Consider the following 25,315-nt stretch of genomic DNA (forward strand, 5'->3'; position numbering starts at 1 on the left):
TGCTGCCCTGTTTACACAGGGCAGCAGGCAATCGTTAGTGGGTGTGGTTTTGATCGGGTTTAGCTATCAGGTGATCCAGCGAGAAGCTCGGAGAATGCAGATCGCCGCTTGCCGGAGTAGACAGCGCGGTATCTATTCCATGCGCCACTTTTGCCGGACTGGCGATCAGATGATGATCGCCGCCGCTTTGAATGTACTTCGCAATATCCACACCTTCATGCAGTTCACGCGCCAGATCGCTGAGATCGACTTTTTCGAGCACGCCCTTCGCCTTATCGTCAGCGCCGAGCACGGCTGTCGCCTGGCCGTGTCCGGTCGCTGCTGGAGCATAAGACAGAGACAATGCGTTGTCGTCGAACAGGTTATGCAGCGCATGTTGCATCGCAGCATGGTTCCCTTTATCCGCCGTATGTCCTTTTACTGGCGCGGGATCGTCCATCGTCACGTTCAGCGTTTGGGTATAAGGCGTAATATTGCCGTGGTCATCATGCGCCTCAACCAATACGTTCACACGGTTATGACCTGCACGGAATGCGGAGGTATCGGCCTCAATATCATAGGTCAGCCCATTATTGCCCTGATGAAGAATGGCATCGTACTGATGACCATTTACCAGCGCTTTAATATGCTCGCCATCATGCACATCACCGCTCACGCTACCGATAATATGCGTGACGGTATCCTGTGCTTCAGCGCGTGAAATATGGTTATCACCGGTAACCTTATCGACGATAAGCGTGGCGTCTGCCTTTTCATCAACGGAATAGGTATGTGAGGCGTTTGCAGTAAACGGGTTCAGAGGCAGATCGTGACCTTTGAGTTCAACATCAAACGTCTTGTTTGCTCTCAGGACATCAGTATCTACCTCAATCTGATAGATCCGCTCGCCTGTCGCTGATACCTCCACGACACCAGTATAGACATGACCGCCAATAGTCAATTTCACCGGATTTCCAAGGCTTGCATCACCGCCAACGTGGCCGGTAATTTTAAACGTCGGGTCCAGAAGCTCATTGGCGTTTAGAACATTATCCGTGGTGAGGTTATCAACGGTAATGGTACCCGCAGCGGTTCTGTCAATGGTGATGGTCTTACTGGTATCGATTCTTCCATGGTTACCTGAATCATCGTGGGCGATGACATGAGCGGTAATATTTTGATCGTGAAGCAGGTCGGCCGTACTGGCCTCAACGCTGAACACCTTGCGACCACCGCTGTCTTTCACATCGGCAACCAGATCTTTACCGTTAACCGTGACAGTCACCTGATCGCCAACGTCTACATCCCCCGTCACATGACCGCTGATGATGGTTTTCGCTTGCTGCGTTTCCACGTTATTCAGCACGTCGTCTGTCGTCACATCATCCAGCATAATGGTGGCATGCAGCTGCGTGTCGATAGTGACCGATTTATCGTTCTCGGCATGCATTGGGTTCAACGCCGAATCCTGCCCTTGCACACTCACATGGATAGTTGGGTCGTTTTGCAGACCAGTCGTACTCACCATCGCTTTGTAGCCCAGTTGCCCGTTCATATGCGGCAGCTCAATGACTCGCGTATGTACCGTGACGCCATCGACGAGAATGTCGACTTTATCACCAAGATGCACATCGCCATCCACCGTACCACTCACCTCAACGCTACCGGCTTTCACTTCATCAGCATTGATAATATCGTCGCCGCCAACGGTGTTGATGGTCACACTGCCGCCTGCCGTTTTATCAATCGAGTAGCCTTGCGTAAAACTGGCTGGTTGCACGTTACCGTGATCGTCATATCCTAAGACTGTCGCGACAATGGCGCGATCGGCCAGCAGGTCTTGGGTGTAGATATCAACGCTGTAGTGATGATTATTATCAACAGTAGCCGCATAGGGATTTCCGTTAACCGTCAGCGTCACCTTATCGCCTGGGTGCACATCTCCTGAGACCGAACCCGTTACGGTCATCTTATGCTGCTGTGACTCCAGCGCGTTCAGCACATTGTCATCGGCAATTTTATCAATCGTAACGCCAGCATTAGCGCTCAGATCGACCACAACATGACTGCTGGCAGAGGCACTTCCCTGATTACCATGATCATCCGTCGCGATTACCGTCGCGACAACATCCGGACTATTGTGCAGATCGTTGATGCTGACCTTCGTCGACCAGGCCCAGTGCCCGTGTTTATCATCATGCACTACCGCAGTTAGCGTATTGCCATTGACCTGCAGGCTCACCACGCTGCCGTTATGGATCCCTTCACCGCTGACCGTACCGCTGATGGTGGTTTTACCGCTTTGCGCTTCCGCCGCATTGATAACATCATCACCGGCAATCTTTTCCATCGTTATCTGCAGCGGGTTATCCGTATCGACGGTGATGGTTTTCTGCGCCGAATCTGTCGCAGTCCCCGCCTTGATGGAGACATCAAATGTTGGATGCGCCTGCAGTTCATTCGTTGGTACATCCACTTCGTATGCCAGTTGCCCTGGCATCGTCGGGATAGTCATGACGTGCCCGGTGTACTGCACGTGATTGATGGTGACCATGACGTTGTCCCCGGCCTGAACGTCGCCAGTGACCAGACCACGGATTACCGTCGTTGCTTTTTGCGCTTCATCGTGGTTGAGAATGTCATCGCCCGCCACCTTATCAACGGTGAGATGTACGGTCGGTTGGTGCGGCGGTGTGGTGCCAGTACTCGTTGTCGACGGGGTGTGAATAACAAAAGACGTATTAGCAGGGGTATAGGTATTGGTTACCCACGGGAGATCAATAAATTTATGTTCTACTGCTGTCGCCGTATTGCCATGATCATCATGGGTGGTGATGGACACGGTGATATTGCCGTTGTTATTCCAGTCCTGAAAAAGAATATCCAGCGTATAGCCCAGTTGCCCATCAGGGAGAGTAATAACGTGGGTTTCCAGATGTTTGTTGTTACCAACATCAACTGTAACCAAATCATTAAACTTCGCGTCTGGGGTAACATGCCCTGTTACCGTCACAAATTCAGGGCGGTTTCCAGCTGGTAACGCCATGCCTTGCCAGCTCAACGCAGAATCAATCGTAATCCCGGCATCAGCAACAGTATCAACCACCACAGGCATGTCATCGTGCCCATGTGCAATATTGCCTGCGTCATCTTTTGCCGTTACTTCGGCATGGATATTCGGATCCATAAGCAGATCCAAAGTCGATACCTTCGTGCTGAAAACACGCTGGCCGTTGTGATCCTCCACCTGCGCATAGTAGATCTGATGATTGATGGTCAGCTCAACGGTATCACCGACTTTGACATCGCCTCCCACCGTACCCGTAACCGTCGTTTGCGGCTTCAGAGCTTCGTCGTGGTTAATCACCGCATCACCGCTATCGGTGACAATCGGATCAATATGCACAATCGCGTCAATCTTCTCGTCAATGACCACGGTACTCTGCGCATCTGCCGTCGCGTTATTACCCGCCGCATCGGTAGTGGTGATGGTTGCGGTAATATGCGGATCGTTTTGCAGCCACTGGGTGTCTACATCAATGGAATAACCCAACGTTCCCAGATTTGGCAGATTCACCACTGTGGCATCAACCGTATGGCCACCGATATTCAGGTGCACCACATCATTCACCTTAGCATCGCCCCCCACCGTACCGCTGACGATCGTCGTGGTTTGACCCAATTCAATCTTATTCAATACATCATCGCCCGTTACCGGATCGATAGTGATTGAGGCCTTCGCTTCAGCGTCCAGCATAACCGTATGATGCGCTGTAATTTGCGCATGGTTCAGGGCATCGTCCGTGATATCCATGGTGACGCTGATATGCGGATCGGCAACCAGATCGGCCGTGGCAACGGGAACGTGGAAGCCCATCTGCTGATGGCCGCGATCCTCCACCACGCCAGAATAGTTGTGGCCGTTGATGGTCATAGTGAACGGATCGCCCGGATGAACTTCACCGCTCACCGACCCGCTCACTATCGTATAGCCATGCATTTGCTCGGCAAGGTTCAGCGTATTATCCGGCGTCACGGCATCAATGGTTATCTGCGCATCCACACGGGTATCGATAATCACCGTGGTTTCTGTATTGGCCGTGGCCGGGTTACCCGCACCATCGGTGGTGCTCACCGTCGCGGTTAAATGCGGATCGGAGATCAGGTCGGCGGTACTGACTTTAATGCTGTAGCCGAGAACCCCGCCGCCCAAATCACTCACTTTCCCCGTCAGGACGTGGCCATTCACGGTGAGATAAACGACGTCATTTACATGAACATCCCCAGCTACTTTCCCGGTGACATACGTGAATGGTTGTTTTGATTCATCGCCATTAATCATATTATCGCCAGTGACGGGATCAATCGTCAGCATAGCTTTGGCATGTAAATCAACCGCCAGGTCGTGCGTTATCTCCGCTTTCTGGAAATTATGCACTTTATCTTCGCCGACTACGCGGGCCACGATATGCGGGTCTTTGACCAGATCGCGACTCAGAACGTCCAGCTTATATCCCAGCGCATTGTTATGCTCCGGGAGTCGCTGAACGGTAGTTTCGTAGGTATGTCCATCCACGATAACCTGAACTTTATCCCCGACATGCACATCGCCCGCAACCGTTCCCATAACCTCGGTAAGATGCTTAGCAGCTTCTGCACCGTTCAGCTTGTCATCGCCCGCCACCGTATCAACGGTGATTTTAGCCCCGGCATGGTTATCAATATGTACGTCATGCTTTGCGGTGGTAATGACCTCATTTTTCACCGCATCGTGGGAGATAACCGTGACGCTCACGGTCACATTTTTATCCTGGAGGCCTTTATTATCGCTGAACGCCGTTGAGTTGACCGGGACCTGATAGCCTAAGTGACCGCCCCCGAGATCAATCACCTTGCCGTTAAACGTCTGGTTATTGATTTCAACGATCACCGCATCGCCAACCTGCGCGTCACCGCCCACCTTACCGCTGATGAGCTGCATCGGCGTATCCAGCTCAAGATGGTTAAGGTTGTTGTCATCAGTGACGCTATCAATAGTGACGGTACTGTGCGCTTGCGTATCCAGCGTGACGCTTCGATGCTCCACCGCCAGCGCCTGATTGCCCGCAGAATCGTGGCTGACCAGCGTCACCATCACGTCGTTGCTGCCTTCCTGCAACACACCAGTTGGAACAAACACTTCGTAGCGCAGAACGCCGTGATCGTTAACTACCGTGCCGCTAAAGTCCTGATTATGTCCCTGTACGTGGACGGTCACCACATCGCCCGCTTTGGCATCCAAACCTTTCGCGATACCGCTAATCAGCGTTGGCATGCGGTTTTCAATGGCGTTCACCACATCATCCGACGCCACTACATCCGTCGTCACCCCATTTTTGGCAAAGTTATCAATATGAACTTTATGGCTATCGGTGGCGATGGCGAAGTTCCCCGCCGCGTCATGAGAAGTGACCGTGACGTGCACGTCGACATCCGTCAACACATGGACGCTATTGTTCGCAAAGACCGATGAGTCCACATCAATGCTGTAACCCAAATGCCCGTGACCAAGGTCGATGACCTGACTTGCGTACGGGTGACCATTAACCACCAGTTGGATCGGGTCACCGACCTTCGCATCTTCACCATCAACGATGCCGGTAATGCGCTGTTTTGCCGCGGACAGTTCCTGGTAATTGATAACATTGTCTGTGGCAATGTTATCCAGCGAGATGGCGTTTTGCGCATGAGTATCAAGAGTGATGATACGGTGCGACTCACTGGTCACTGCGTTGCCCAGCGCGTCATGGCTGAGCAGGGTCGCGACCACCGCGTTCTTACCTTCATGCAAGGTTCCATGCGGCAGAACCACTTCATAGCGTAGCTGACCGTTGTCGTTGATCACCGTGCCGTCAAAATCTTGTCCACGAACGCTGATAGTTACCGCATCCCCCTCCCGGGCATCACCACCGGCTACGATGCTAATAATCGTGGGCATGCGGTTTTCATTGGCGTTCACCACATTGTCCGTCGCTACTGCGTCAATCTTGAGGGTGTTTTCCGCGTAGTTATCGATGTGAACTTTATGGGAATCCGTCGCGATCGCCAGGTTACCCGCTGCGTCATGAGAGGTAACCATTGCGGTAATTTTCACATTCGTCAGCACATGGCCGCTGTTATCAGCAAATGCTGAAGAATCTACATCGATGCTATACCCCAGCTTACCGCGGCCAAAATCAATCACCTTACCGCTGTACTGATGGCCGTTTATCTCCAGTAAGACCGGATCGTTTACCTTCGCATCCTCACCGCCAACAAAACCGGTAATCGTCTGTTTAGCCGCAAGTAGCTCCTGGTAATTCAACGTATTATCGGCAGTAACATCATGTATGCGGATGGTGTTATGCGCCTGAGTGTCCAGCGTGATGGTGCTATACGACTGCGCGGTAACTTCATTACCCACCGCATCATGGCTGACCAGCGTCACCTGCACATCATTTTTACCTTCCAGCAAGGCCGTTTTCGGCAGCGCGACTTCGTAGCGCAGGTGGCCGTTATCATTGACGACCGTTCCGGCATAGTTTTGCCCATGCATGCTAACGGTGACCGCATCGCCTACTCTGGCATCGCCGCTGGCTTCACCGCTAATCAGCGTTACCATACGATTTTCAATGGCGTTGACCACATCGTCTGTCGCCACCGATTCAATGGTTATTGCGTTTTCCGCGAAGTTATCGATATGCACATCGTGGCTGCTGGTGGCAATCGCCAGGTTACCCGCCGCATCGTGGGAAGTGACGCTGACGTGCACCGTCGCCTCTTTCAGTACATGACCGATATTGTCTGAGAACGCGCTCGAATCCACCTCGATACGATAACCGAGGGTATTTTTCCCGGTATCAATCACCTGGCCATGATACTGGTGGCCGTTGATCTCAATCAGCACCGGGTCGCCCGCTTTCGCATCTTCCCCGCGAACGCTCCCGATAATCGTCTGCTTGGCTGCCGACAGCTCGTTGAAGTTCAGCGTGTTATCGGCGGTGACGTCGTGAATATTGACGGTGTTATGCGCTTTGGTATCCAGCACCACGGTACGGTGCGCGAGCGCGGTCACTTCGTTGCCTGCGGCATCGTGGCTGGTAAGCGTCACCACCACCGCATTTTTACCTTCCTTCAGCGTGCCAACTGGAACCGCCACTTCGTAGCGCAGCTCGCCGTTATCATCGACCACCGTTCCGGTAAAATTCTGCCCACGCACATTGACGGTCACGGCGTCGCCCGCTTTGGCATCGCCGCCCGCCACGCCGCTAATCAGCGTCGTCATGCGGTTTTCAATCGCATTGACCACATCGTCCGTCGCTACTGCGCCAATGTTGACCTGATTAGTCGCAAGATTATCAATGTGTACGCTGTGGGTATCGGTGGCAATCGCCAGGTTGCCCGCCGCATCGTGCGAGGTGACTGTAACCTTCACTTCCACGTTACCATCAACCGGCGTGCTGTTATTTGCAAAGTCAGATGAGCTCACCGCAATACGATATCCCAGCGTGTTATTGCCAAGAGAGATAACCTGAGCGTTGTACTGATGGCCGTTAATCTCCAGCTGTATCGGGTCGCCAACTTTGGCGTCTTCGCCGCTCACTGTGCCCGAAATCACCTGATTGCGCATATACAGCTCTACACGATTCAGGGTGTTATCGTCGGTCACATTGTCGATGGTCAGCGCGTTATGCGCCTGAGTATCCAGCACCACAGTGCGATGCGTTACGGCGGTGGCTTCATTACCTACAACGTCATGGCTGACCAGCGTCACCTGCACATCGTTCGCACCTTCCTTCAGGGTTGCGGAAGGCACCACAATTTCATAGCGTAGCTGACCATGATCGTCGAAAACCGTGCCGTGAAACGCTTTGCCCTGAATAGTCAGCGTTATCGGATCGCCCGCTTTCGCATCACCGCTGGCAACGCCTGAAATAACGGTCGGCATACGAAACTCATTGGCGTTGACGACATCATCATTCGCCACCGTTTCAATGGTCACGGCATTTTGCGCAAACAGATCGTTGTTGACGTGATGATCGGTAGAAACCGTGGTGCTGTTTCCGGCATCGTCGACAGAGGTTAACGTGGCGTGAATATTCGGGTCATTCAATAATCCCTGAGTCAGCACCGGGATGGTATAAGTCAGAGTCCCTGTTCCCGGGTCGGTAACAACGCCGGTATATTCTTTGCCATCGACCAGTAAGGTAACGAGATCGCCAGGTTTTGCATCTCCGCCAACATGACCATGTACGTCGGTCTGCCGATGATGAGACTCCTCATTATTAATGAGGTTATCCGGCGTGACGTTTTCAACGCTAATACTGATATTTGGTCCAGTAATATCAAGCAGCGCATGGTCATAACTTTCCGCCGTTCGTCCCGTCACATCGGTCGCGATTGCCACTACGGTTACATTTCCAGGTACCAGTCCACCCAGATCGGTAGCAATATTCCAGTGCCCGTTGTTCACCGGGACAGTTATGGTGAATGTGTTTTTTTGGCTATCGGTAAAGGTGAGCGTGACGTGACTTTGATTACTGGTGCCGCTTAAATGGGTCTGGTGGAGTTCGTTTTTGTTAATAAAGCCGTCGTTGCCGGCAAACTCGGTAATTTGCACTTCAGGCGGGAAAACATTCGCGGAACCTGTAGTAGCACCCCCTATCGGCAGATTGCTATCCCAGTTCGGGCTACCGAGACCTTTGGTGTTAAAACCAGCAGTCGGATCAACCACCTGCCCGGTTAACTCAAGTTGAACCAGAGTGTGGCCACCACCCCCGCCCTCTAAGGTTACCGGCGCTTCATTACCTGCGGCGGTTGCTTCCAGCACCTGCGTCGGGTCAGCGCCCTCGGAAATGGCTTTTTGTGCGGCGGCAATATCTTGGGCGCTACTCTCCGGATTATGGCTAGCCTGTAGCCCGTGCTCGCCCCAGTGACTGTTGCGGCCGATATCCAGCGTTTTTCCGTCGGGTAAAGAGACACTTACCGCGCCGCTGGCACCGGTCACAATTTCTTCACCGCTATATACCCTGTCGCCTTCATGAACCTGTCGTTGTGCACCATTAGCATCAACAACGTAAACCTGCCCAATGATTGCTTTGATCACACCGAGTAATTTGCTCACCGTAACCTCACTTAAATATCATCATTATTTTTATAAACTCGCTAATATATTAACGAACAAATATCACATTAATTTAATGTAAACATTAATATCTCAATGTAGAAAAAAACACATTTTATTGAATGCAATTACATGAGACTTGACTGGCAAATGAATATAATAAAAAATAACCAAAAATAAAACACGATGTGACAAAACATGTCGCTGAATAGCTGATGACAGCCATCAATTAAGACAAATCATATTTGTTAATTAATATAACGTGTTTGTAAAAATGGATGATAGCGACGACAGCTGGATGTCATAACCGTGAGATATAAGGCATTCATGTCATGAAGAAGTTTTTAGTTTTTCTGCTTTCATGCTTTTCAATAAATGCAGCAATTGCAGAAGACTTACAAAATACCGTTAAAGATGCATTAGCGAATCATCCAGAAGTTAATGCCGCAATAAATAGTCGTTATTCCTCAGAGCAAGAACTACGGGCGGCACAAGGCGGCTATTTACCGTCCCTGAATTTAAACGCAGAAGCCGGGCGCAAAAATGTTGATGATGCGACGACTCGTGCGGCAGGCCGCAATAACGGTCTGACTCAGTCACCTAACGAAGCGACGCTCAGCCTTGAGCAAAATGTGTTCAATGGTTTTGCCACCAACAGCGAAGTTGCGCGGCAAAAAGCGACCGTTGATTCGCGCGCCTGGAGCGTGATGAACACCAGCGAAAGCACCGCGTATGCCGTGATTCAGGCCTATTTCGACGTACTGCAACGTGAAGAGTTTGTGCATCTTGCCGAAGACGATCTGGCAAATCACGAGCGCATTTACGACCAGATAAAACTGCGTACCGATCAGGGCGTTGGTCGCTCCGGAGACTTTATGCAGGCCGAAGCGCGCCTGGCGCAGGCGCGTAACAACCTGCTGACCGAGCAGACCAACCTGGAAGACGCGAAAACCACCTTTGTCAGCGTGACCGGTATGGACCCGCAGGGCTTAAGCCAGCCAGAGAGCATTGACTCTCAGCTTCCGACCTCGCTGGAAGACGCCAAAAGCCGAATGGAAAAAAACAATCCATTACTGAAGTCCGCCAATGCGGATATCGAAGCTGCACACCAGCAGTATGAAGCCTCAAAATCCACTTTCTACCCACGCGTGGACGTAGAGCTTTCCCGCGGGATTAGCAATAACACCGATACCACCAGCGCACACACCGAAGAGTGGGAAGCGATGGTAAAACTGCACTACAACCTGTACCAGGGCGGCAGCGACAAAGCCAGCATGAACTCCCGCGCTTATCTGCACAAGCAGGCTCAGGATGTGCGCAATAACACGCTTCGCCAGTTGAATCAGGAGCTGCGCCTGGCCTGGACTGCGCTGCAAAACGCACGCGCCCAACTGCCTTCGGCAGAAGAATATGCTGACCGCAGCGTCAAAGTGCGCACGGCGTATCAGGATCAATTTAGTCTTGGCGAACGTACGCTGCTGGATTTACTCGATAGTGAAAATGAAGTGTTCTCCTCTAAACGTCGCCTTGTTGAATTACGTTATCTGGCAATGACCAGCGGCTATCGTATTAGCGAACGCACCGGCGAATTAATGAATATTCTAAAAATCACACCGCCGCCGTCAGGGCAACCGGTAGATTCTGCAGAAGACAATAGTTTACCGGAACTTCATTAATAATTATTAATACCCAATAAATCTCTGACCTGCACGCTTATTATTAGCTTGCTATTATTTAGCCGTGCACGGTCAGAATGGTTGCGAAAATGAGTGCACAAGCCGAATTATTAAATGAAGTTTCCGAGAATGATGCTAACCCTAATTCTCACCATCACGACCCACGTAGCCATAATGACGACCCATTATTGGATAGCTTACTTATTCTGTGTTCTCTGCATGGTAAATCGGCGAGTCGTTCAACATTAAGCTGCGGCCTACCATTAGAAAGCGATCGGCTCACGCTGGATATATTTCCACGCGCGGCGGCAAGAGCCGGTTTAAAAGCACGAGTCGTCACGCGCACGCTCGATAAAATTCCGGCAATGTCCCTGCCTGCGGTCTTGTTGCTGAATACAGGCGGAACCGGCGTATTGCTGGCATGGAACGATGACGGTAGCGCCCGCTTTATGCCCAGCGAAAGCGAGGGTGGGGAAATTTGCGTCGATTTAGCCACGCTTGAGCGCAACTATGCGGGTAAAGTCATTTTTGCGCATCCGCGTCATGAATTCGATTTGCAGGCGGAAGCCTTCCTGCCGCGCACTAAATCCTGGTTCAAAGATACGCTGAAGCTGTCACGTTTTCTGTATATGGATGCGGTGCTGGCCAGCCTGCTGATCAACCTGATTGCGCTCGGCACGCCGCTTTTTACCATGAACGTCTATGACCGCGTGGTGCCAAACCAGGCAACGGTCACGCTGTGGGTGTTGGCGGTCGGGATCTGTCTGGCGTTTATCTTTGACCTGATCCTGAAAATGCTACGCGGTATCTGTTTGGATATTGCGGGTAAAAAAAGCGATCTCATCATCTCCTCGACCCTGTTTGAACGCATTATCGGCATGGAGATGAAAGAGCGCCCGGCGCGGGTGGGAAGCTTTGCGCAAAACATTCATGAATTTCAGTCGCTGCGTGATTTCCTCTCATCGCTCACGCTGACGACGATTATCGATCTGCCCTTCACCCTGTTGCTGCTGATTGTTATCGGTATTATCGGCGGTGCGCTGGCATGGATCCCGGTACTGACATTGCCGATTGCCCTGCTGTGCAGTTGGGCGCTGCAAAAGCCGGTCAACGACGCGGTGGCAAAAACCATGAGCCTCGCCAGCGAACGTCAGGCATTGCTGATAGAAACCCTCAGCAGCCTGGACGCCATCAAAGTGAACAATGCCCAAAGCGAACGCCAGTTCCAGTGGGAGCAGACGCTGGGCAGCCTGAGCCGTCTGGAGCTGCGCGTAAAAACCTTGTCCAGCCTGGCCAGCAATCTCACCGGCTGGTTCCAGCAAATTTCGGGCGTAGTGATGATCATCGTCGGCGTATACATGATTATCGGCGGCAAGTTGAGTATGGGGGGCTTGATTGCCTGCTACATGCTTAACGGTCGCGCACTGATGCCGCTGGGCCAGCTCACCGGCCTTATCGCCCGCTATCAGCAGGCGAAGCTCACCATCAAAAATACCGACAAAATGATGTCACTGGCGCAGGAGCGTCGCGCGGATGAAAACCCGCTCAAGCGCGAACAGTTACAGGGCAGCATTGAATTCCGCGATGTGGATTTCAGCTATCCGGAGCAACAAAACCTGTCGCTGTACAAAATTAACCTGACCATTCAGCCCGGCGAACGCATCGGCATTATCGGACGTAGCGGTTCCGGAAAAAGTTCACTGAGTAAACTTATCGTCAATTTGTACCAACCGAGCGCCGGGAACCTGCTGATCGACGGTATCGACTCTCGACAGTTGGATGTGAACGATCTGCGCCACAGCATCGGCTACGTACCGCAGGACATCCAGTTGTTTAACGGTACGCTGCGCGACAACCTGCTGTGTGGGGCGCGCTATGTCGATGACGAAACCATGCTGAGAGCGGCAGAACTGGCGGGCGTCAACGATTTCGCTCGTCTGCATCCTGACGGCTATAACCTGCAGGTCGGGGAGCGCGGCTCTCAGCTTTCCGGCGGTCAACGGCAGGCGGTGGCGCTTGCCCGCGCGCTGCTGCTGGATCCCCCTCTCCTGCTACTGGATGAACCCACCAGTTCGATGGACAACACCAGCGAAGAGAAGATCAAACACGCGCTGGCTCCCTGCATCGCGGGAAAAACGTTATTACTGGTCACGCACCGCGCCTCCATGCTGTCGCTGGTTGACCGTCTGATTATTGTTGATAAAGGACGCATCATCGCAGACGGCCCGAAAGCGGTAGTGATGGATGCGTTGAAAAAGGGGCAGATTAATGCATCTCGCTGATTTCCTGGCTCGTGCCCGCCGCTACCTGCCGCACTACTTTCGCGGTCGTGATGAAAATCAAACCGACAGTATTAATGAGGTCAGCCAGGCCATTATTGATGACGCCCCAAGAGTGATACGACTGACGCTGTGGACGATCCTCGCACTGGTGGTGTTGTCTTTTGTGTGGGCCGGTTTTGCCAAAATTGATGAAGTCACGCGCGGTGAGGGAAAAGCGATCCCCTCATCTAAGCTGCAAAAAATCCAGAACCTGGAAGGGGGCATTGTCACCGAACTGTATGTTCACGAAGGGCAAATCGTTAACGCCGGAACCCCGTTACTGCACCTTGATGACACGCGCTTTGCGTCCAATGTTGGCGAAACAGAAGCCGATAAGCTTGGCCTGCGCGCCAAGGTAGAACGCCTGACGGCGGAAGTTGAAGACCGAGAGTTTGTGATTTCCCCAGAAATAGCCAGCCAGGCGCCGGATGTCGCCCGGGGAGAAACCGAGCTGTACAACAGCCGCCGGGAGCAGTTTCACAACGAAATATCCGGGCTCGAAGAACAGCTGGTGCAGAAAAAACAGGAACTGCGCGACTTTGAATCGAAGGAAGATCAGTTTAAGCACAGCCTCGGGTTAATACGCCAGGAAATCAAAATGTCCGAGCCGCTGCTCGCCTCGGGCGCGATTTCAAAAGTCGAACTGCTGCGCCTGCGCCGTACCGAAGTGGAAACCGCCGGGCAGCTCAACTCTATTAGCCTGTCGCTGCCCAAGGCGGCATCAGAAATTAAAGAGATTGAGAATAAAATCGGTGAAAGTCGTGGTCGTTTCCAGAGCGATGCGCTGGCCCAGCTCAACGAGGCGCGAACAAATCTCAGCAAGACCCAGGCCAGTGTTAAAGCGCTGGAAGACCGGGTAAACCGGACGATGGTTACTTCACCAGTGCGCGGTATCGTTCAGCAGGTAATGGTGAACACTATCGGCGGCGTCATTCAGCCGGGCAGCGATCTGGTGGAAATCGTTCCTCTGGATGACAAGCTGTTAATCGAAGCCAAAATACAACCGCGCGATATCGCCTTCCTCCATCCGGGCCAGCACGCGATGGTGAAATTTACCGCTTACGATTACACCATCTATGGTGGCCTGCAAGGCGAAGTGGTGCAGATAAGTCCAGACACCGTTACCGACAAGCAGGGACGGAGCTTTTATATTGTGCGTTTGCAAACGGACAAAAATTACCTGGGAACAAAAGAGCATCCGATGCTGATCATTCCCGGCATGGTGGCGAGCGTCGATATTCTCACCGGTAAGAAAACGATTCTGAGCTATCTGTTAAAACCGATTATTCGCGCACGCGCGGAGGCACTCAGAGAACGTTAATCGGTTGTGCTCCCTTTCATTATTGTTAGGGAGCACAGAGATTATAACGGCGTGCAAAAAGAAAGTTTTCCGCGATTCAGGGTGATTTTCCCGTCATTAACCAGCTCCTGTAACACCTTATGGATGGCGCTGCGTGAGATATGATTGCGGGTCAAAATAAAGGTATACACGGATGTTTTCTCTCGGACATCGGGTTCCATCGCCCAGATATATTTCACGTGCTCAATAATCTGCTCGCGAATAGTACGATGTGACTGCAACGCTTCCCGCTGGAAATAACGCTGAAGATGGTGCGTTAAGATATCAAACGCCTGCTTCCATAAGTTTTTAGCGGTAAACAGGAGATCGGCATTTTGCACGCTCATCGCCCACATCTCGCAATCGGTATCACAACGTAAATAGTGTCCTGCCACTTCCGTACGCATTTGTGGCAGGCCGAGAATAGCCGGTGCAGAAATACTCACGGTGACTAAGTCATTTTCCACACGATAAACAGAGACAGTCCCTTTCTCCAAAAACAAGATATTGCCATCAATCTTCAAATCAATACGCTGACGTTTTTTGCGTAACGACAGCCAGGCATTATCCGACTTCTTCATTTCATCGCCAACGAGCACTACAGCATTTTCAATTTCTTTCTGGAACATGGGACTCTCTACCGCAAATTAAGGCTTTGTCTAAACGAGGGTAAATTTACTCAGCACGAAAAATAAATGTCAGCCTACAAACAAGCTGACATTTATTCCCATCTACATCTACCACCGACATTCCCTGGTGCCGTTGACGCGTTCAGGCTCATGCTGTTTTCGCGTGGTGGTGCCGGGCAGTATAGGGCGCTGTCCATAAAGAATTAATGGCAATCATCTTTGTCGACATTATTTCATCTTTCTGTTCTTTGCGAAGTAGCCAAAAAGACACAATTCATTGATTTTTATATGGTTTATTTTCATTAAAAAGTTATCACTATTGTTATATTATGATACTAAATTGAAACACTTAGCGGTTCCCTTTGTAGAGTCGGGGCCATACTGGTGGTCTTTATAGGCTAAGTGGTATCATGGCTCTCCAGCCGCCTGGCGCATCAGCAAGAGTAGAGACATTATGTCTGAGACTGGCAATGTCAGTTATCTGATTGAAAAAATAATAATATTTACGCCAGCGACGCAATGTCTGGCGCGGGTGGATCAACCCAATCAGCGGATAAAACTCAAACACTCGGCGTCATTATGTCTTTTATTACTTATTCAACATCGCGGACAAGTGGTTTCACAAAACGAACTGCTGGAATTCGGCTGGGGTAAAAATCACCGTCAGGTGAGCTTCAATGCCTTTTATCAAAGCATTCTCTCTTTGCGTAAAAGCCTGCTACAGCTGGAGCTGGAACAACCGCTTATCACCACAATCCCCCGCAGAGGGCTGATCATTCAGGACGAGTTTGATATTCAGGTGATTGAAACGCCGGAGGAGAGCGCTTCTTCTACCGTTGAACCTTTAGCACCGGATGCCGCCATCGAAGAACTGTTAGCTGGCACACCACGCCAACCATTGATAACCACTGCAGAAACGGTAATGCTGACCATTACCCTGATAATTTGCGTGCTTATATTGTATCCGTGGCAAACCAACGATAACTATTTCTCCGGCTATATCGCCGCAGGCAATGCACCTACTGACTGTCAGTATTATTTTAATAATGATGCCAGTAATTTCTCCCGACATACCGCGTTTATCGACAAAAATCCGGGACTGTGCCAAAGCCATAAATTTATCTATATCACCACCTACCCTGAATCCAAGAAATTGTCCGTGCTTGTGTGTCGCTCACCGATGAAAGCGAGGCAGGAAAACGCCTGTCAGTCGGTTTATTTTCCACGGTATGATAGCTAATGAATCTTTATCCCAGAACGTCCCGCATTCAGACTGGTATTATCCTGCTGCTTTGTTTTGTTACGCTAATTGTCGCCGTGGTCTATCGGTACAGTAAAAACAATGGCGAGTTACATAATCTGACCTGCCGCTCAGCCATCGAAATTGTCCGTAATACCACCTCATTTCGTGGCATCATTGATATAAAAACCGGCGGCAGCAAAGGTATTGTGAATATTGATGGCATTATCAAAGATGCCGAAAATAATGAACAGACCGTGCAACGCATGGTGCTTTTTACGCAATCCAGCTACGGCTCAAGCCCGGTCTGGATTTCACAGAAAATCCAGATCTCTAATCGCGAAACGGCACCCGCCACTCTCATTCAGGACTTGCTCCCCGACTTTTTCCTGACCAACACCAGCGTATCCAACGTCGATTTTTTTGCGCTAAATAGCGAGACGTATCTGATTACCAAAGAGGGGATACCGTATCTCTACTGCCAGAACTATGCGTTGCCGGAAAATGAATAATCAGGATGCGTTCTGGCGGCAAAACCTACGGGTGAATCTCAGTCGTTGTCGGTGATAAGATAGGCCATTCTGGCCGAGCTAAAGCTCGTGGTTACTGCCCTTCTGGCGGCTTTCGAATAACAAATTTGTGGGTTTATGTGAGTTTCCAGGGGCTCATGTGAGACTGCCCAAGTACCCAAAAAGATTAAAAAAAGAGCAAAAACGATATGAAAGAGTCACTTGATACGGACTTCACCAACCATACCCCAATGATGCAGCAGTATCTCAAGCTGAAGGCTCAGCACCCGGAGATACTGTTGTTTTACCGCATGGGCGACTTTTACGAACTGTTTTATGATGACGCGAAACGCGCGTCTCAGTTGCTTGATATCTCCCTGACCAAACGCGGCGCGTCTGCGGGCGAGCCAATCCCGATGGCGGGCATTCCTCATCATGCGGTAGAAAACTACCTCGCCAAGCTGGTCAATCAGGGTGAGTCCGTTGCTATTTGTGAGCAAATTGGCGATCCGGCGACCAGCAAAGGTCCGGTTGAGCGCAAAGTGGTGCGTATTGTCACGCCTGGCACCATCAGTGATGAAGCACTGCTGCAGGAACGTCAGGACAACCTGCTGGCTGCCATCTGGCAGGACAGTAAAGGTTATGGTTACGCAACGCTTGATATCAGCTCCGGGCGTTTTCGCGTCAGTGAACCCGCTGACCGCGAAACGATGGCCGCTGAATTGCAGCGCACCAACCCCGCGGAACTGCTGTATGCCGAGGATTTCGCCGAAACCTCACTGATTGAGGGGCGTCGCGGCCTGCGTCGTCGCCCGCTGTGGGAATTTGAAATTGATACCGCCCGCCAGCAGTTAAACCTGCAGTTTGGCACGCGGGATTTAATCGGCTTTGGCGTGGAAAACGCCCCGCGCGGGCTCTGCGCAGCCGGTTGTCTGTTGCAGTACGTAAAAGATACCCAGCGCACCTCGCTGCCGCATATTCGTTCCATCACCATGGAGCGCCAGCAGGACAGCATCATCATGGACGCCGCCACGCGCCGCAACCTGGAAATCACCCAGAACCTGGCGGGCGGCTTTGAAAACACGCTGGCGTCAGTTCTCGACTGCACCGTGACGCCGATGGGCAGTCGTATGCTCAAGCGCTGGCTGCATATGCCGGTGCGCGACACCAAAATCCTCACCGAGCGCCAACAGACCATCGGCGCGCTGCAGGATACCACCAGCGAATTACAACCCGTACTGCGTCAGGTAGGTGACCTGGAGCGTATTCTGGCGCGTCTGGCCCTGCGCACCGCGCGCCCGCGCGATCTGGCCCGTATGCGTCATGCTTTCCAGCAATTACCAGAACTACGCGCACAGTTGGAAAACGTAGTCAGTGCCCCGGTGCAGATGCTGCGCGAGAAAATGGGTGAGTTTACCGAGCTGCGTGAACTGCTGGAGCGCGCCGTGGTGGAAACGCCGCCGGTGCTGGTACGCGACGGCGGCGTCATTGCCCCGGGCTATAACGAAGAACTGGATGAGTGGCGAGCGCTGGCTGATGGCGCAACCGACTACCTCGACCGACTGGAAATCCGCGAACGCGAACGCACCGGTCTGGATACGCTGAAAGTCGGGTTTAACGCCGTACACGGCTACTACATTCAGATCAGTCGCGGGCAAAGCCATCTGGCGCCGATTAACTACGTGCGTCGCCAGACGTTGAAAAACGCCGAACGCTACATTATTCCGGAACTGAAAGAGTACGAAGACAAAGTTTTGACCTCAAAAGGCAAAGCGCTGGCGCTGGAAAAACAGCTATACGACGAACTGTTCGACATGCTGCTGCCGCACCTGGCTGATTTACAACAGAGCGCCAGCGCGTTGGCGGAACTGGACGTACTGGTCAACCTCGCAGAACGTGCTTATACCCTGAATTACACCTGCCCGACCTTCACCGACAAGCCTGGTATTCGTATTACCGAGGGACGTCATCCGGTGGTGGAACAGGTGCTGACCGAGCCGTTTATCGCCAACCCGCTTAACCTCTCGCCTCAGCGGCGGATGCTGATCATCACCGGCCCGAACATGGGGGGTAAAAGTACCTATATGCGCCAGACCGCGTTGATTGCTCTGCTGGCCTATATCGGCAGCTACGTTCCGGCGCAGAAAGTGGAGATTGGGCCTATCGACCGCATCTTTACCCGCGTGGGCGCGGCGGATGATCTGGCATCTGGTCGTTCCACCTTCATGGTAGAAATGACTGAAACCGCCAACATTCTGCACAACGCCACCGAGAACAGCCTGGTGCTGATGGATGAGATTGGGCGCGGTACCTCCACCTACGACGGCCTGTCGCTGGCGTGGGCGTGCGCGGAAAACCTGGCCAATAAAATCAAAGCATTAACGTTATTTGCCACCCACTACTTCGAACTGACTCAGTTACCGGAGAAGATGGAGGGCGTAGCAAATGTGCATCTGGACGCACTAGAGCACGGCGATACCATCGCCTTCATGCACAGCGTACAGGATGGTGCGGCGAGCAAGAGTTATGGCCTGGCGGTCGCAGCCCTGGCGGGCGTGCCGAAAGAGGTGATTAAACGCGCGCGGCAAAAACTGCGCGAACTGGAAAGCATCGCGCCGAATGTTGCCGCAACCCAAGTCGACGGTACGCAGATGTCGCTGTTGTCGGTTCCGGAAGAAACGTCACCCGCCGTTGAAGCGCTGGAAAATCTCGACCCGGATTCGCTAACGCCTCGCCAGGCGCTGGAGTGGATCTACCGGTTGAAGAGTCTGGTGTAACGTTGTAATGCCCGATGGCGCTTTGCTTATCGGGCGCGCACGCCGAAAATGGGTACAAGAGGCCGAAACCAGGCCATCAATACGCGGGGTTTCCCCCGCGTTGTTGCTACTTCTTCGGTTCGTAAGCGAGAACAGCTTTAAACTCCATATTACGCTCTTTGATACTTAACTCGCACAGCGAATCTCGTACCATTAACGTAAATCCCAGCACCGTGAAACACAGCACTACAATCGCCACCAGGGCATATTTTGCCTCCCTGCAAAGAAGAGACTAACATCCAAATGGTCTAGGTTTGAACGCTAGCCTCAGGTTGATAGAACTATCTCCTGGGGCTTTTGTCTTTCCGGGACCTTGCAAATGCTCAAAGCCCAGAAAGCCTCAAGCACCCGCCGCCATTCTATTCCAGGTGTTATCTCTTCGAACAAGTTATGCCATTTACTACGAGCCCGCTCGTAAAATGACAAGCCCCGGATATTCCGAGGCTTAATATTGATGCGTTGTCGTCCGGGTAAGGCGAAGCCGCACCCGGCAATGTTGATTAGCGCTTATCTTCCGCCAGCAGCGGCGGAATACTCGGCACCATCGGCGCGTCATCAATATCTTTTTGCGTCATGCGAAACGCTTGTGGGTAGTGCTCACGACTGGTACGGCGTAGCGGTTCGGTATTACGCCAGGTGTACAGACAATGCTGGCACTGATATACCGTCCAGACACCTTTTACCGGCGAGTTTGCCATCACTTCAATATGTTCATCGGCACAACGTGGACAAATCATCTGCTACTCCTTATTTACGGTTGGCCAGCATGGCGGTCAGCTTTTCAGCCCAGGCTTTTGTTTCCGGTAAATCACATACCGGCTGGCTGTAGTGCCCACGGTTATCCGGCGCAACCGGCGTGGTGGCATCAATGATTAACTTATCGGTAATCCCTGCCGGACTGGAGCCCGGATCAAGTTCCAGCACCGACATATTCGGCAGTTGCACCAGATCGCCCGCCGGATTGACCTTCGAAGACAGCGCCCACATCACCTGCGGCAGGTTGAACGGGTCAACGTCCTCATCAACCATAATCACCATTTTCACGTACCCCAGGCCATGCGGCGTGGTCATTGCGCGCAGCCCCACCGCGCGGGCAAAGCCGCCGTAACGTTTTTTGGTGGAGATAATCGCCAGCAAACCGTGGGTGTACATGGCGTTTACCGCCTGCACTTCCGGGAATTCGGCTTTCAGCTGTTGATAAAGCGGTACGCAGGTCGCCGGGCCCATCAGATAGTCAATTTCAGTCCACGGCATACCGAGGTACAGCGATTCAAAAATCGGTTTGGTGCGATAAGAGACTTTATCGATACGCACGACGGTCATGTTACGTCCACCGGAATAGTGCCCGGTAAACTCGCCAAACGGGCCTTCGATTTCACGCTTACGGCTTTCAATGACCCCTTCGAGGATCACTTCCGAACCCCAAGGCACGTCAAAGCCAGTGAGCGGTGCAGTAGCGATCGGGTACGGGCTTTCACGCAGTGCCCCGGCCATTTCGTATTCCGACTGATCGTACTTCAGCGGCGTGGCTCCCATCAGGGTGATGATCGGATCGTTACCCAACGTGATGGCAATCGGCAGATCTTCACCGCGTTCTTCGGCTTTATGCAGGTGCAGCGCAATATCGTGCATCGGCACCGGTTGCAGGCCAAGCTTGCGTTTGCCCTTCACTTCCATACGGTAAATGCCGACGTTCTGTTTGCCGAAATTGTCTGGGTCCAGCGGATCGCGCGACACCACGCAGGCTTTATCGAGATAGAAACCGCCGTCGCCATCGTTCAGGCGAAACAGCGGCAGAATATCAAACAGGTTGATCTCATCACCATCAACACAGTTTTCAGCCCACGCAGGGTTGGCGCGACGCTCCGGCGTAACCGGAAATTTATCCCAACGGCGGATAAACTCATCAATCTGTTTTTTCACCGGGGTATTTGGCGGCAGACCTAAAGAGATGGCGTGATTCTGCCACGAGCCGATGGTGTTCATCGCCACGCGGGCGTCGGTAAATCCACGAATATTGTCAAACCACAGCGCCGGGGCGCCGTCGCCAATACGCCCGGTTGCGTTGGCCGCCGCCGCCAGATCCGGCTCGGCGTTGACCTCTTCACTGATTTTCAGCAGTTGCCCCTGGTCGTCTAGCGCCTGCAAAAAGCTGCGCAAATCATCAAATGCCATTATTCATTCTCCTGTGCAAAATTCTGCGCCTGTCGTAATCCCTGCCAGCGACGGGCGTTGGGGTGTTCCAGACCAAACTGATCGAGCACGCGAGCCACAATGTGCTGCGTGATGTCATCGACCGTTTGTGGGTGGTTATAAAATGCGGGCATCGGCGGGACCATCGCGACGCCCATGCGGGAAAGCGCGAGCATGTTTTCCAGATGAATAGTACTAAGCGGCATTTCACGCGGAACCAGCACCAGCTTGCGCCCTTCTTTCAGCACCACATCAGCGGCACGCCCCACCAGCCCTTCCGCATAGCCCGCACGAATACCGGCCAGCGTTTTCATACTGCAGGGAATAATGATCATGCCGTCAGTACGAAACGATCCGGAGGAGATGGTCGCCGCCTGATCCGCCGGATGGTGACAATAATCGGCCAACGCAGACACATCGCGGACGCTGTACGGCGTTTCCAGTTCAATAGTGGTTTTGGCCCACTTTGACAGCACCAGATGGGTTTCCACCTCGGGCATTTCTCGCAGCGCCTGCAATAGCGACACGCCAAGCGGTGCGCCGGTTGCCCCGGTCATTCCTACAATCAGTCTCATTTAACCCTCAAATTCGTTCGTGTACGAACATTTTGCTAAAATACTCCCTCGATGCATTCCGGGCAAGAGCGCCTCGCACAGATCGCTAAAGCAGCAATGGTTAAACTATGACGCGTTACCCGTTATAATAGAGACTGACAGGAATTCCGGAGTTCTCATGCCGTTACGAAACACAGCCTTCCACCTTTTACGCCAGCTTTTTCAGCATCATACGGCTCGCTGGCAACATGAATTACCGGATTTGACCAAACCACAGTATGCGGTGATGCGCGCCATTGCCGAACAGCCAGGTATTGAGCAGGTTACGTTGACCGAGGCAGCAGTCTGTACCAAGGCGACGCTTGCGGAAATGCTGAGCCGGATGGAAAAACGCGATCTGGTCAGGCGTGAGCACGACCCGGCCGATAAGCGTCGGCGGTTTGTTTATTTGACCGCACAAGGAGAGGCATTACTGGCCAGCGCAATCCCGTTAGGCGATAGCGTGGATGATGAGTTTCTGGGCAGACTTAGCGAAGAAGAACGCGAGCAGTTCACACGTCTGGTGCGTAAGATGATGAACTAATCTGCCGGATGGCGACATAAATGTCTTATCCGGCCTACAAAGTCCTGCTCCCCGTAGGCCTGATAAACGCAGTGCCATCAGGCAACAAACATAGAAAAAGGCCAGTCCCAATGAGACTGGCCTTTCTTGATAGAACTTGTGCTTACTCGCGGAATAGCGCTTCGATATTCAGCCCCTGAGTCTGCAGAATTTCACGCAGACGACGTAGACCTTCAACCTGAATCTGACGAACACGTTCACGAGTGAGACCAATTTCACGGCCCACATCTTCCAGTGTCGCAGCTTCGTACCCCAGCAGACCAAAACGACGTGCCAGCACTTCACGCTGTTTGGCGTTCAGTTCGAACAGCCATTTGACGATGCTTTGTTTCATATCATCGTCTTGCGTGGTGTCTTCCGGACCGTTTTCCTTTTCATCGGCCAGAATATCCAGCAACGCTTTTTCGGAATCGCCACCCAACGGGGTGTCTACCGAGGTAATACGCTCGTTGAGTCGGAGCATACGGCTAACGTCATCAACCGGTTTGTCCAGTTGTTCAGCAATCTCTTCTGCGCTCGGTTCGTGGTCCAGTTTATGCGACAACTCACGCGCGGTACGCAGATAGACGTTCAGCTCTTTTACAATGTGAATCGGCAGTCGGATCGTACGGGTTTGGTTCATAATCGCCCGTTCGATCGTCTGGCGGATCCACCAGGTTGCGTATGTTGAGAAGCGGAACCCGCGTTCCGGGTCAAACTTCTCGACTGCACGGATAAGCCCCAGATTGCCCTCTTCAATCAGGTCCAGCAATGCCAGACCACGATTGCCATAACGACGAGCAATTTTCACCACCAGACGCAGGTTACTTTCAATCATGCGACGGCGGGATGCGACATCCCCACGCAGTGCGCGACGCGCAAAATAAACTTCTTCTTCGGCTGTTAACAGTGGCGAATAACCAATCTCACCAAGGTAAAGCTGAGTCGCGTCCAACACACGCTGTGTGGCCCCCTGCGATAACAGCTCTTCTTCAGCCAGGTCGTTATCACTGGGTTCCTCTTCACTCAAGGCTTTCTCATCAAAAGCCTCTACTCCGTTCTCATCAAATTCCGCATCTTCATTTAAATCATGAACTTTCAGCGTATTCTGACTCATAAAGGTGGCTCCTACCCGTGATCCCTAACGGAACTAGCACGTGAAAGCCTGGTTCCGCCGAATTATCGCTGCGGCAAGTAACGCAGCGGGTTTACGGATTTCCCCTTGTAACGAATTTCAAAATGCAAGCGTGTTGAACTGGTTCCGGTACTACCCATGGTAGCTATTTTCTGCCCCGCCTTGATTTCTTGTTGTTCCCGGACCAGCATCGTATCGTTATGGGCGTAGGCGCTCAGGTAATCATCGTTGTGTTTGATGATAATAAGATTACCGTAACCACGCAGCGCATTACCGGCATATACGACGCGTCCATCTGCGGTCGCGACAATAGCCTGTCCTTTGCTGCCTGCAATGTCGATCCCTTTATTGCCACCTTCGGTAGCCGCAAAGTTTTCGATCACTTTGCCGTCAGTCGGCCAGCGCCAGGTAGAGATTGGCGAGCTGGTAGACGTTGAGCTTGCAGTTGATTCGGTTGCGCTAACTGCTGGAGCCGTTACAGGCGCTGTGACCACGGTCCCAGCAGGCTTGTTGTTCGGCAACATTTTGTTAGCACTTTGTTCACCTGAATCCTCAGAATACGTAATTGTTGGTTTCGAAGCAACAGCAACGGTGGAATTTTGTGCAGGGTTGGTCACAACTCCTTGCTGTGCTGCATCCGCCTGGGTGATGGCATTACCACCGGTAATCGGTGTGCCAGACGCGTTGCCCACTTGCAGAGTTTGACCGACATTCAGGCCATACGGGGCCGGAACGTTATTGCGTTGTGCGAGGTCACGGAAATCGTTCCCGGTGATCCAGGCAATATAAAAAAGGGTATCGCCTTTCTTAACAGTATAGGTACTGCCGCCCGTGTAGCTACCTTTCGGAATATTCCCATACTTACGGTTGTACACAATACGACCGTTTTCCATCTGTACAGGCTGTTGCGCGACAGGCTGGATTTGCGTTGGCTGTGCGGTTGGTTGCTGCACCGGCTGGATCTGTGGCGTCTGCTGTACTGTCGACGTCGAGCCCATTTTGGGTGGAGGTGTAATCAGCATGCCGGAACTGGTGTTCGATGATGCACCGCCGTCAACCGAGCTGACCGGCGCTGGTGGATTCGAGGTGTTTGAACAACCTGCCAGCCATAATGAAACCAGTGACAATGCCGCAATGCGGCGAACGGTAAATTTGTGGCTTCCCGCGCTCATTTATCCCCC

The 25,315-nt window shown here is 52.3% G+C and carries 15 protein-coding genes; 7 read left to right on the top strand and 8 right to left on the bottom strand.

The window, feature by feature from the left end; all coding sequences use genetic code 11:
* Nucleotides 1–34: 34 nt before the first annotated feature.
* Nucleotides 35–9,121, bottom strand: a complete 9,087-nt coding sequence (locus tag E1B03_RS20955) for a retention module-containing protein (protein WP_133086855.1) — start codon at nt 9,119–9,121, stop codon at nt 35–37.
* Nucleotides 9,122–9,453: 332 nt separating this feature from the next.
* Here E1B03_RS20955 and E1B03_RS20960 point away from each other — a divergent pair, with 332 nt between their 5' ends.
* The 3 genes from E1B03_RS20960 to E1B03_RS20970 all read left to right on the top strand — a co-directional run bounded on the left by E1B03_RS20960 (nt 9,454) and on the right by E1B03_RS20970 (nt 14,439).
* A complete protein-coding gene (locus E1B03_RS20960; protein ID WP_133086856.1) occupies nt 9,454–10,797 on the top strand; it encodes a TolC family outer membrane protein in 1,344 nt (447 codons plus the stop codon).
* A 77-nt stretch (nt 10,798–10,874) separates the two neighbouring features.
* Nucleotides 10,875–13,079: a type I secretion system permease/ATPase gene (locus E1B03_RS20965; RefSeq protein WP_133086857.1), complete on the top strand. Its 2,205-nt coding sequence runs from the start codon at nt 10,875–10,877 to the stop codon at nt 13,077–13,079.
* Complete coding sequence (locus E1B03_RS20970; protein ID WP_133086858.1) at nt 13,066–14,439, top strand: HlyD family type I secretion periplasmic adaptor subunit; 1,374 nt, start codon at nt 13,066–13,068, stop codon at nt 14,437–14,439. The genes E1B03_RS20965 and E1B03_RS20970 overlap by 14 nt, the downstream gene beginning before the upstream one ends.
* Before the next feature lie 41 nt (nt 14,440–14,480).
* Here E1B03_RS20970 and E1B03_RS20975 read toward each other — a convergent pair whose 3' ends face one another.
* On the bottom strand, nt 14,481–15,086 hold the full coding sequence (locus tag E1B03_RS20975; protein ID WP_103769159.1) for a helix-turn-helix domain-containing protein: 606 nt from the start codon (nt 15,084–15,086) through the stop codon (nt 14,481–14,483).
* A 454-nt stretch (nt 15,087–15,540) separates the two neighbouring features.
* On the opposite strand from E1B03_RS20975, the gene E1B03_RS20980 reads away from it, so the two are divergent.
* The 3 genes from E1B03_RS20980 to mutS all read left to right on the top strand — a co-directional run bounded on the left by E1B03_RS20980 (nt 15,541) and on the right by mutS (nt 19,612).
* The gene (locus E1B03_RS20980) at nt 15,541–16,326 is read left to right on the top strand and encodes a winged helix-turn-helix domain-containing protein (protein ID WP_133086859.1); all 786 of its coding nucleotides are present in this window, start codon (nt 15,541–15,543) and stop codon (nt 16,324–16,326) included.
* Nucleotides 16,326–16,838, top strand: a complete 513-nt coding sequence (locus E1B03_RS20985) for a hypothetical protein (RefSeq protein ID WP_133086860.1) — start codon at nt 16,326–16,328, stop codon at nt 16,836–16,838. Before E1B03_RS20980 ends, E1B03_RS20985 begins: the two co-directional genes overlap by 1 nt.
* A gap of 206 nt (nt 16,839–17,044) precedes the next feature.
* Nucleotides 17,045–19,612, top strand: coding sequence for a DNA mismatch repair protein MutS (gene mutS / locus E1B03_RS20990; RefSeq protein WP_103769156.1), 2,568 nt, complete (start codon nt 17,045–17,047; stop codon nt 19,610–19,612).
* 106 nt (nt 19,613–19,718) lie between these two features.
* Here the strand turns inward: mutS and E1B03_RS20995 are convergent, their stop codons facing one another.
* From E1B03_RS20995 to E1B03_RS21010, 4 genes are all read right to left on the bottom strand, one after another.
* Entirely contained in the window at nt 19,719–19,853 is a 135-nt protein-coding gene (locus E1B03_RS20995) for a Hok/Gef family protein (RefSeq protein WP_133087250.1), read from the bottom strand.
* 298 nt (nt 19,854–20,151) lie between these two features.
* The gene (locus tag E1B03_RS21000; protein ID WP_038633131.1) at nt 20,152–20,388 is read right to left on the bottom strand and encodes a non-oxidative hydroxyarylic acid decarboxylases subunit D; all 237 of its coding nucleotides are present in this window, start codon (nt 20,386–20,388) and stop codon (nt 20,152–20,154) included.
* Between the two features lie 10 nt (nt 20,389–20,398).
* A complete protein-coding gene (locus E1B03_RS21005) occupies nt 20,399–21,826 on the bottom strand; it encodes a non-oxidative hydroxyarylic acid decarboxylases subunit C (protein WP_003825816.1) in 1,428 nt (475 codons plus the stop codon).
* Nucleotides 21,826–22,419 carry a non-oxidative hydroxyarylic acid decarboxylases subunit B gene (locus E1B03_RS21010; RefSeq protein WP_103769154.1) on the bottom strand — a complete coding sequence of 198 codons (594 nt, stop codon included), beginning with the start codon at nt 22,417–22,419 and terminating at the stop codon, nt 21,826–21,828. Before E1B03_RS21010 ends, E1B03_RS21005 begins: the two co-directional genes overlap by 1 nt.
* Before the next feature lie 157 nt (nt 22,420–22,576).
* On the opposite strand from E1B03_RS21010, the gene E1B03_RS21015 reads away from it, so the two are divergent.
* A complete protein-coding gene (locus E1B03_RS21015) occupies nt 22,577–22,981 on the top strand; it encodes a MarR family winged helix-turn-helix transcriptional regulator (protein WP_103769153.1) in 405 nt (134 codons plus the stop codon).
* Between the two features lie 142 nt (nt 22,982–23,123).
* On the opposite strand, the gene rpoS is transcribed toward E1B03_RS21015, so the two are convergent.
* Together rpoS and nlpD are read right to left on the bottom strand one after the other, a co-directional pair.
* A complete protein-coding gene (gene rpoS / locus E1B03_RS21020; RefSeq protein WP_000081498.1) occupies nt 23,124–24,116 on the bottom strand; it encodes an RNA polymerase sigma factor RpoS in 993 nt (330 codons plus the stop codon).
* A gap of 62 nt (nt 24,117–24,178) precedes the next feature.
* Nucleotides 24,179–25,261: a murein hydrolase activator NlpD gene (gene nlpD, locus E1B03_RS21025; protein ID WP_246044123.1), complete on the bottom strand. Its 1,083-nt coding sequence runs from the start codon at nt 25,259–25,261 to the stop codon at nt 24,179–24,181.
* Nucleotides 25,262–25,315 lie beyond the last annotated feature (54 nt).

This window comes from Citrobacter arsenatis (assembly GCF_004353845.1).
Lineage (GTDB): Bacteria > Pseudomonadota > Gammaproteobacteria > Enterobacterales > Enterobacteriaceae > Citrobacter > Citrobacter arsenatis.

Excerpts from the sequence above, each read along its gene's own strand:
- E1B03_RS20960 (WP_133086856.1), top strand. The coding sequence starts at position 9,454 with ATGAAGAAGTTTTTAGTTTTTCTGCTTTCATGCTTTTCAATAAATGCA.
- E1B03_RS20965 (WP_133086857.1), top strand. The coding sequence starts at position 10,875 with ATGGTTGCGAAAATGAGTGCACAAGCCGAATTATTAAATGAAGTTTCC.
- E1B03_RS20970 (WP_133086858.1), top strand. The coding sequence starts at position 13,066 with ATGCATCTCGCTGATTTCCTGGCTCGTGCCCGCCGCTACCTGCCGCAC.
- E1B03_RS20975 (WP_103769159.1), bottom strand. The coding sequence starts at position 15,086 with ATGTTCCAGAAAGAAATTGAAAATGCTGTAGTGCTCGTTGGCGATGAA.
- E1B03_RS20980 (WP_133086859.1), top strand. The coding sequence starts at position 15,541 with ATGTCTGAGACTGGCAATGTCAGTTATCTGATTGAAAAAATAATAATA.
- E1B03_RS20985 (WP_133086860.1), top strand. The coding sequence starts at position 16,326 with ATGAATCTTTATCCCAGAACGTCCCGCATTCAGACTGGTATTATCCTG.
- mutS (WP_103769156.1), top strand. The coding sequence starts at position 17,045 with ATGAAAGAGTCACTTGATACGGACTTCACCAACCATACCCCAATGATG.
- E1B03_RS21000 (WP_038633131.1), bottom strand. The coding sequence starts at position 20,388 with ATGATTTGTCCACGTTGTGCCGATGAACATATTGAAGTGATGGCAAAC.
- E1B03_RS21005 (WP_003825816.1), bottom strand. The coding sequence starts at position 21,826 with ATGGCATTTGATGATTTGCGCAGCTTTTTGCAGGCGCTAGACGACCAG.
- E1B03_RS21010 (WP_103769154.1), bottom strand. The coding sequence starts at position 22,419 with ATGAGACTGATTGTAGGAATGACCGGGGCAACCGGCGCACCGCTTGGC.
- E1B03_RS21015 (WP_103769153.1), top strand. The coding sequence starts at position 22,577 with ATGCCGTTACGAAACACAGCCTTCCACCTTTTACGCCAGCTTTTTCAG.
- rpoS (WP_000081498.1), bottom strand. The coding sequence starts at position 24,116 with ATGAGTCAGAATACGCTGAAAGTTCATGATTTAAATGAAGATGCGGAA.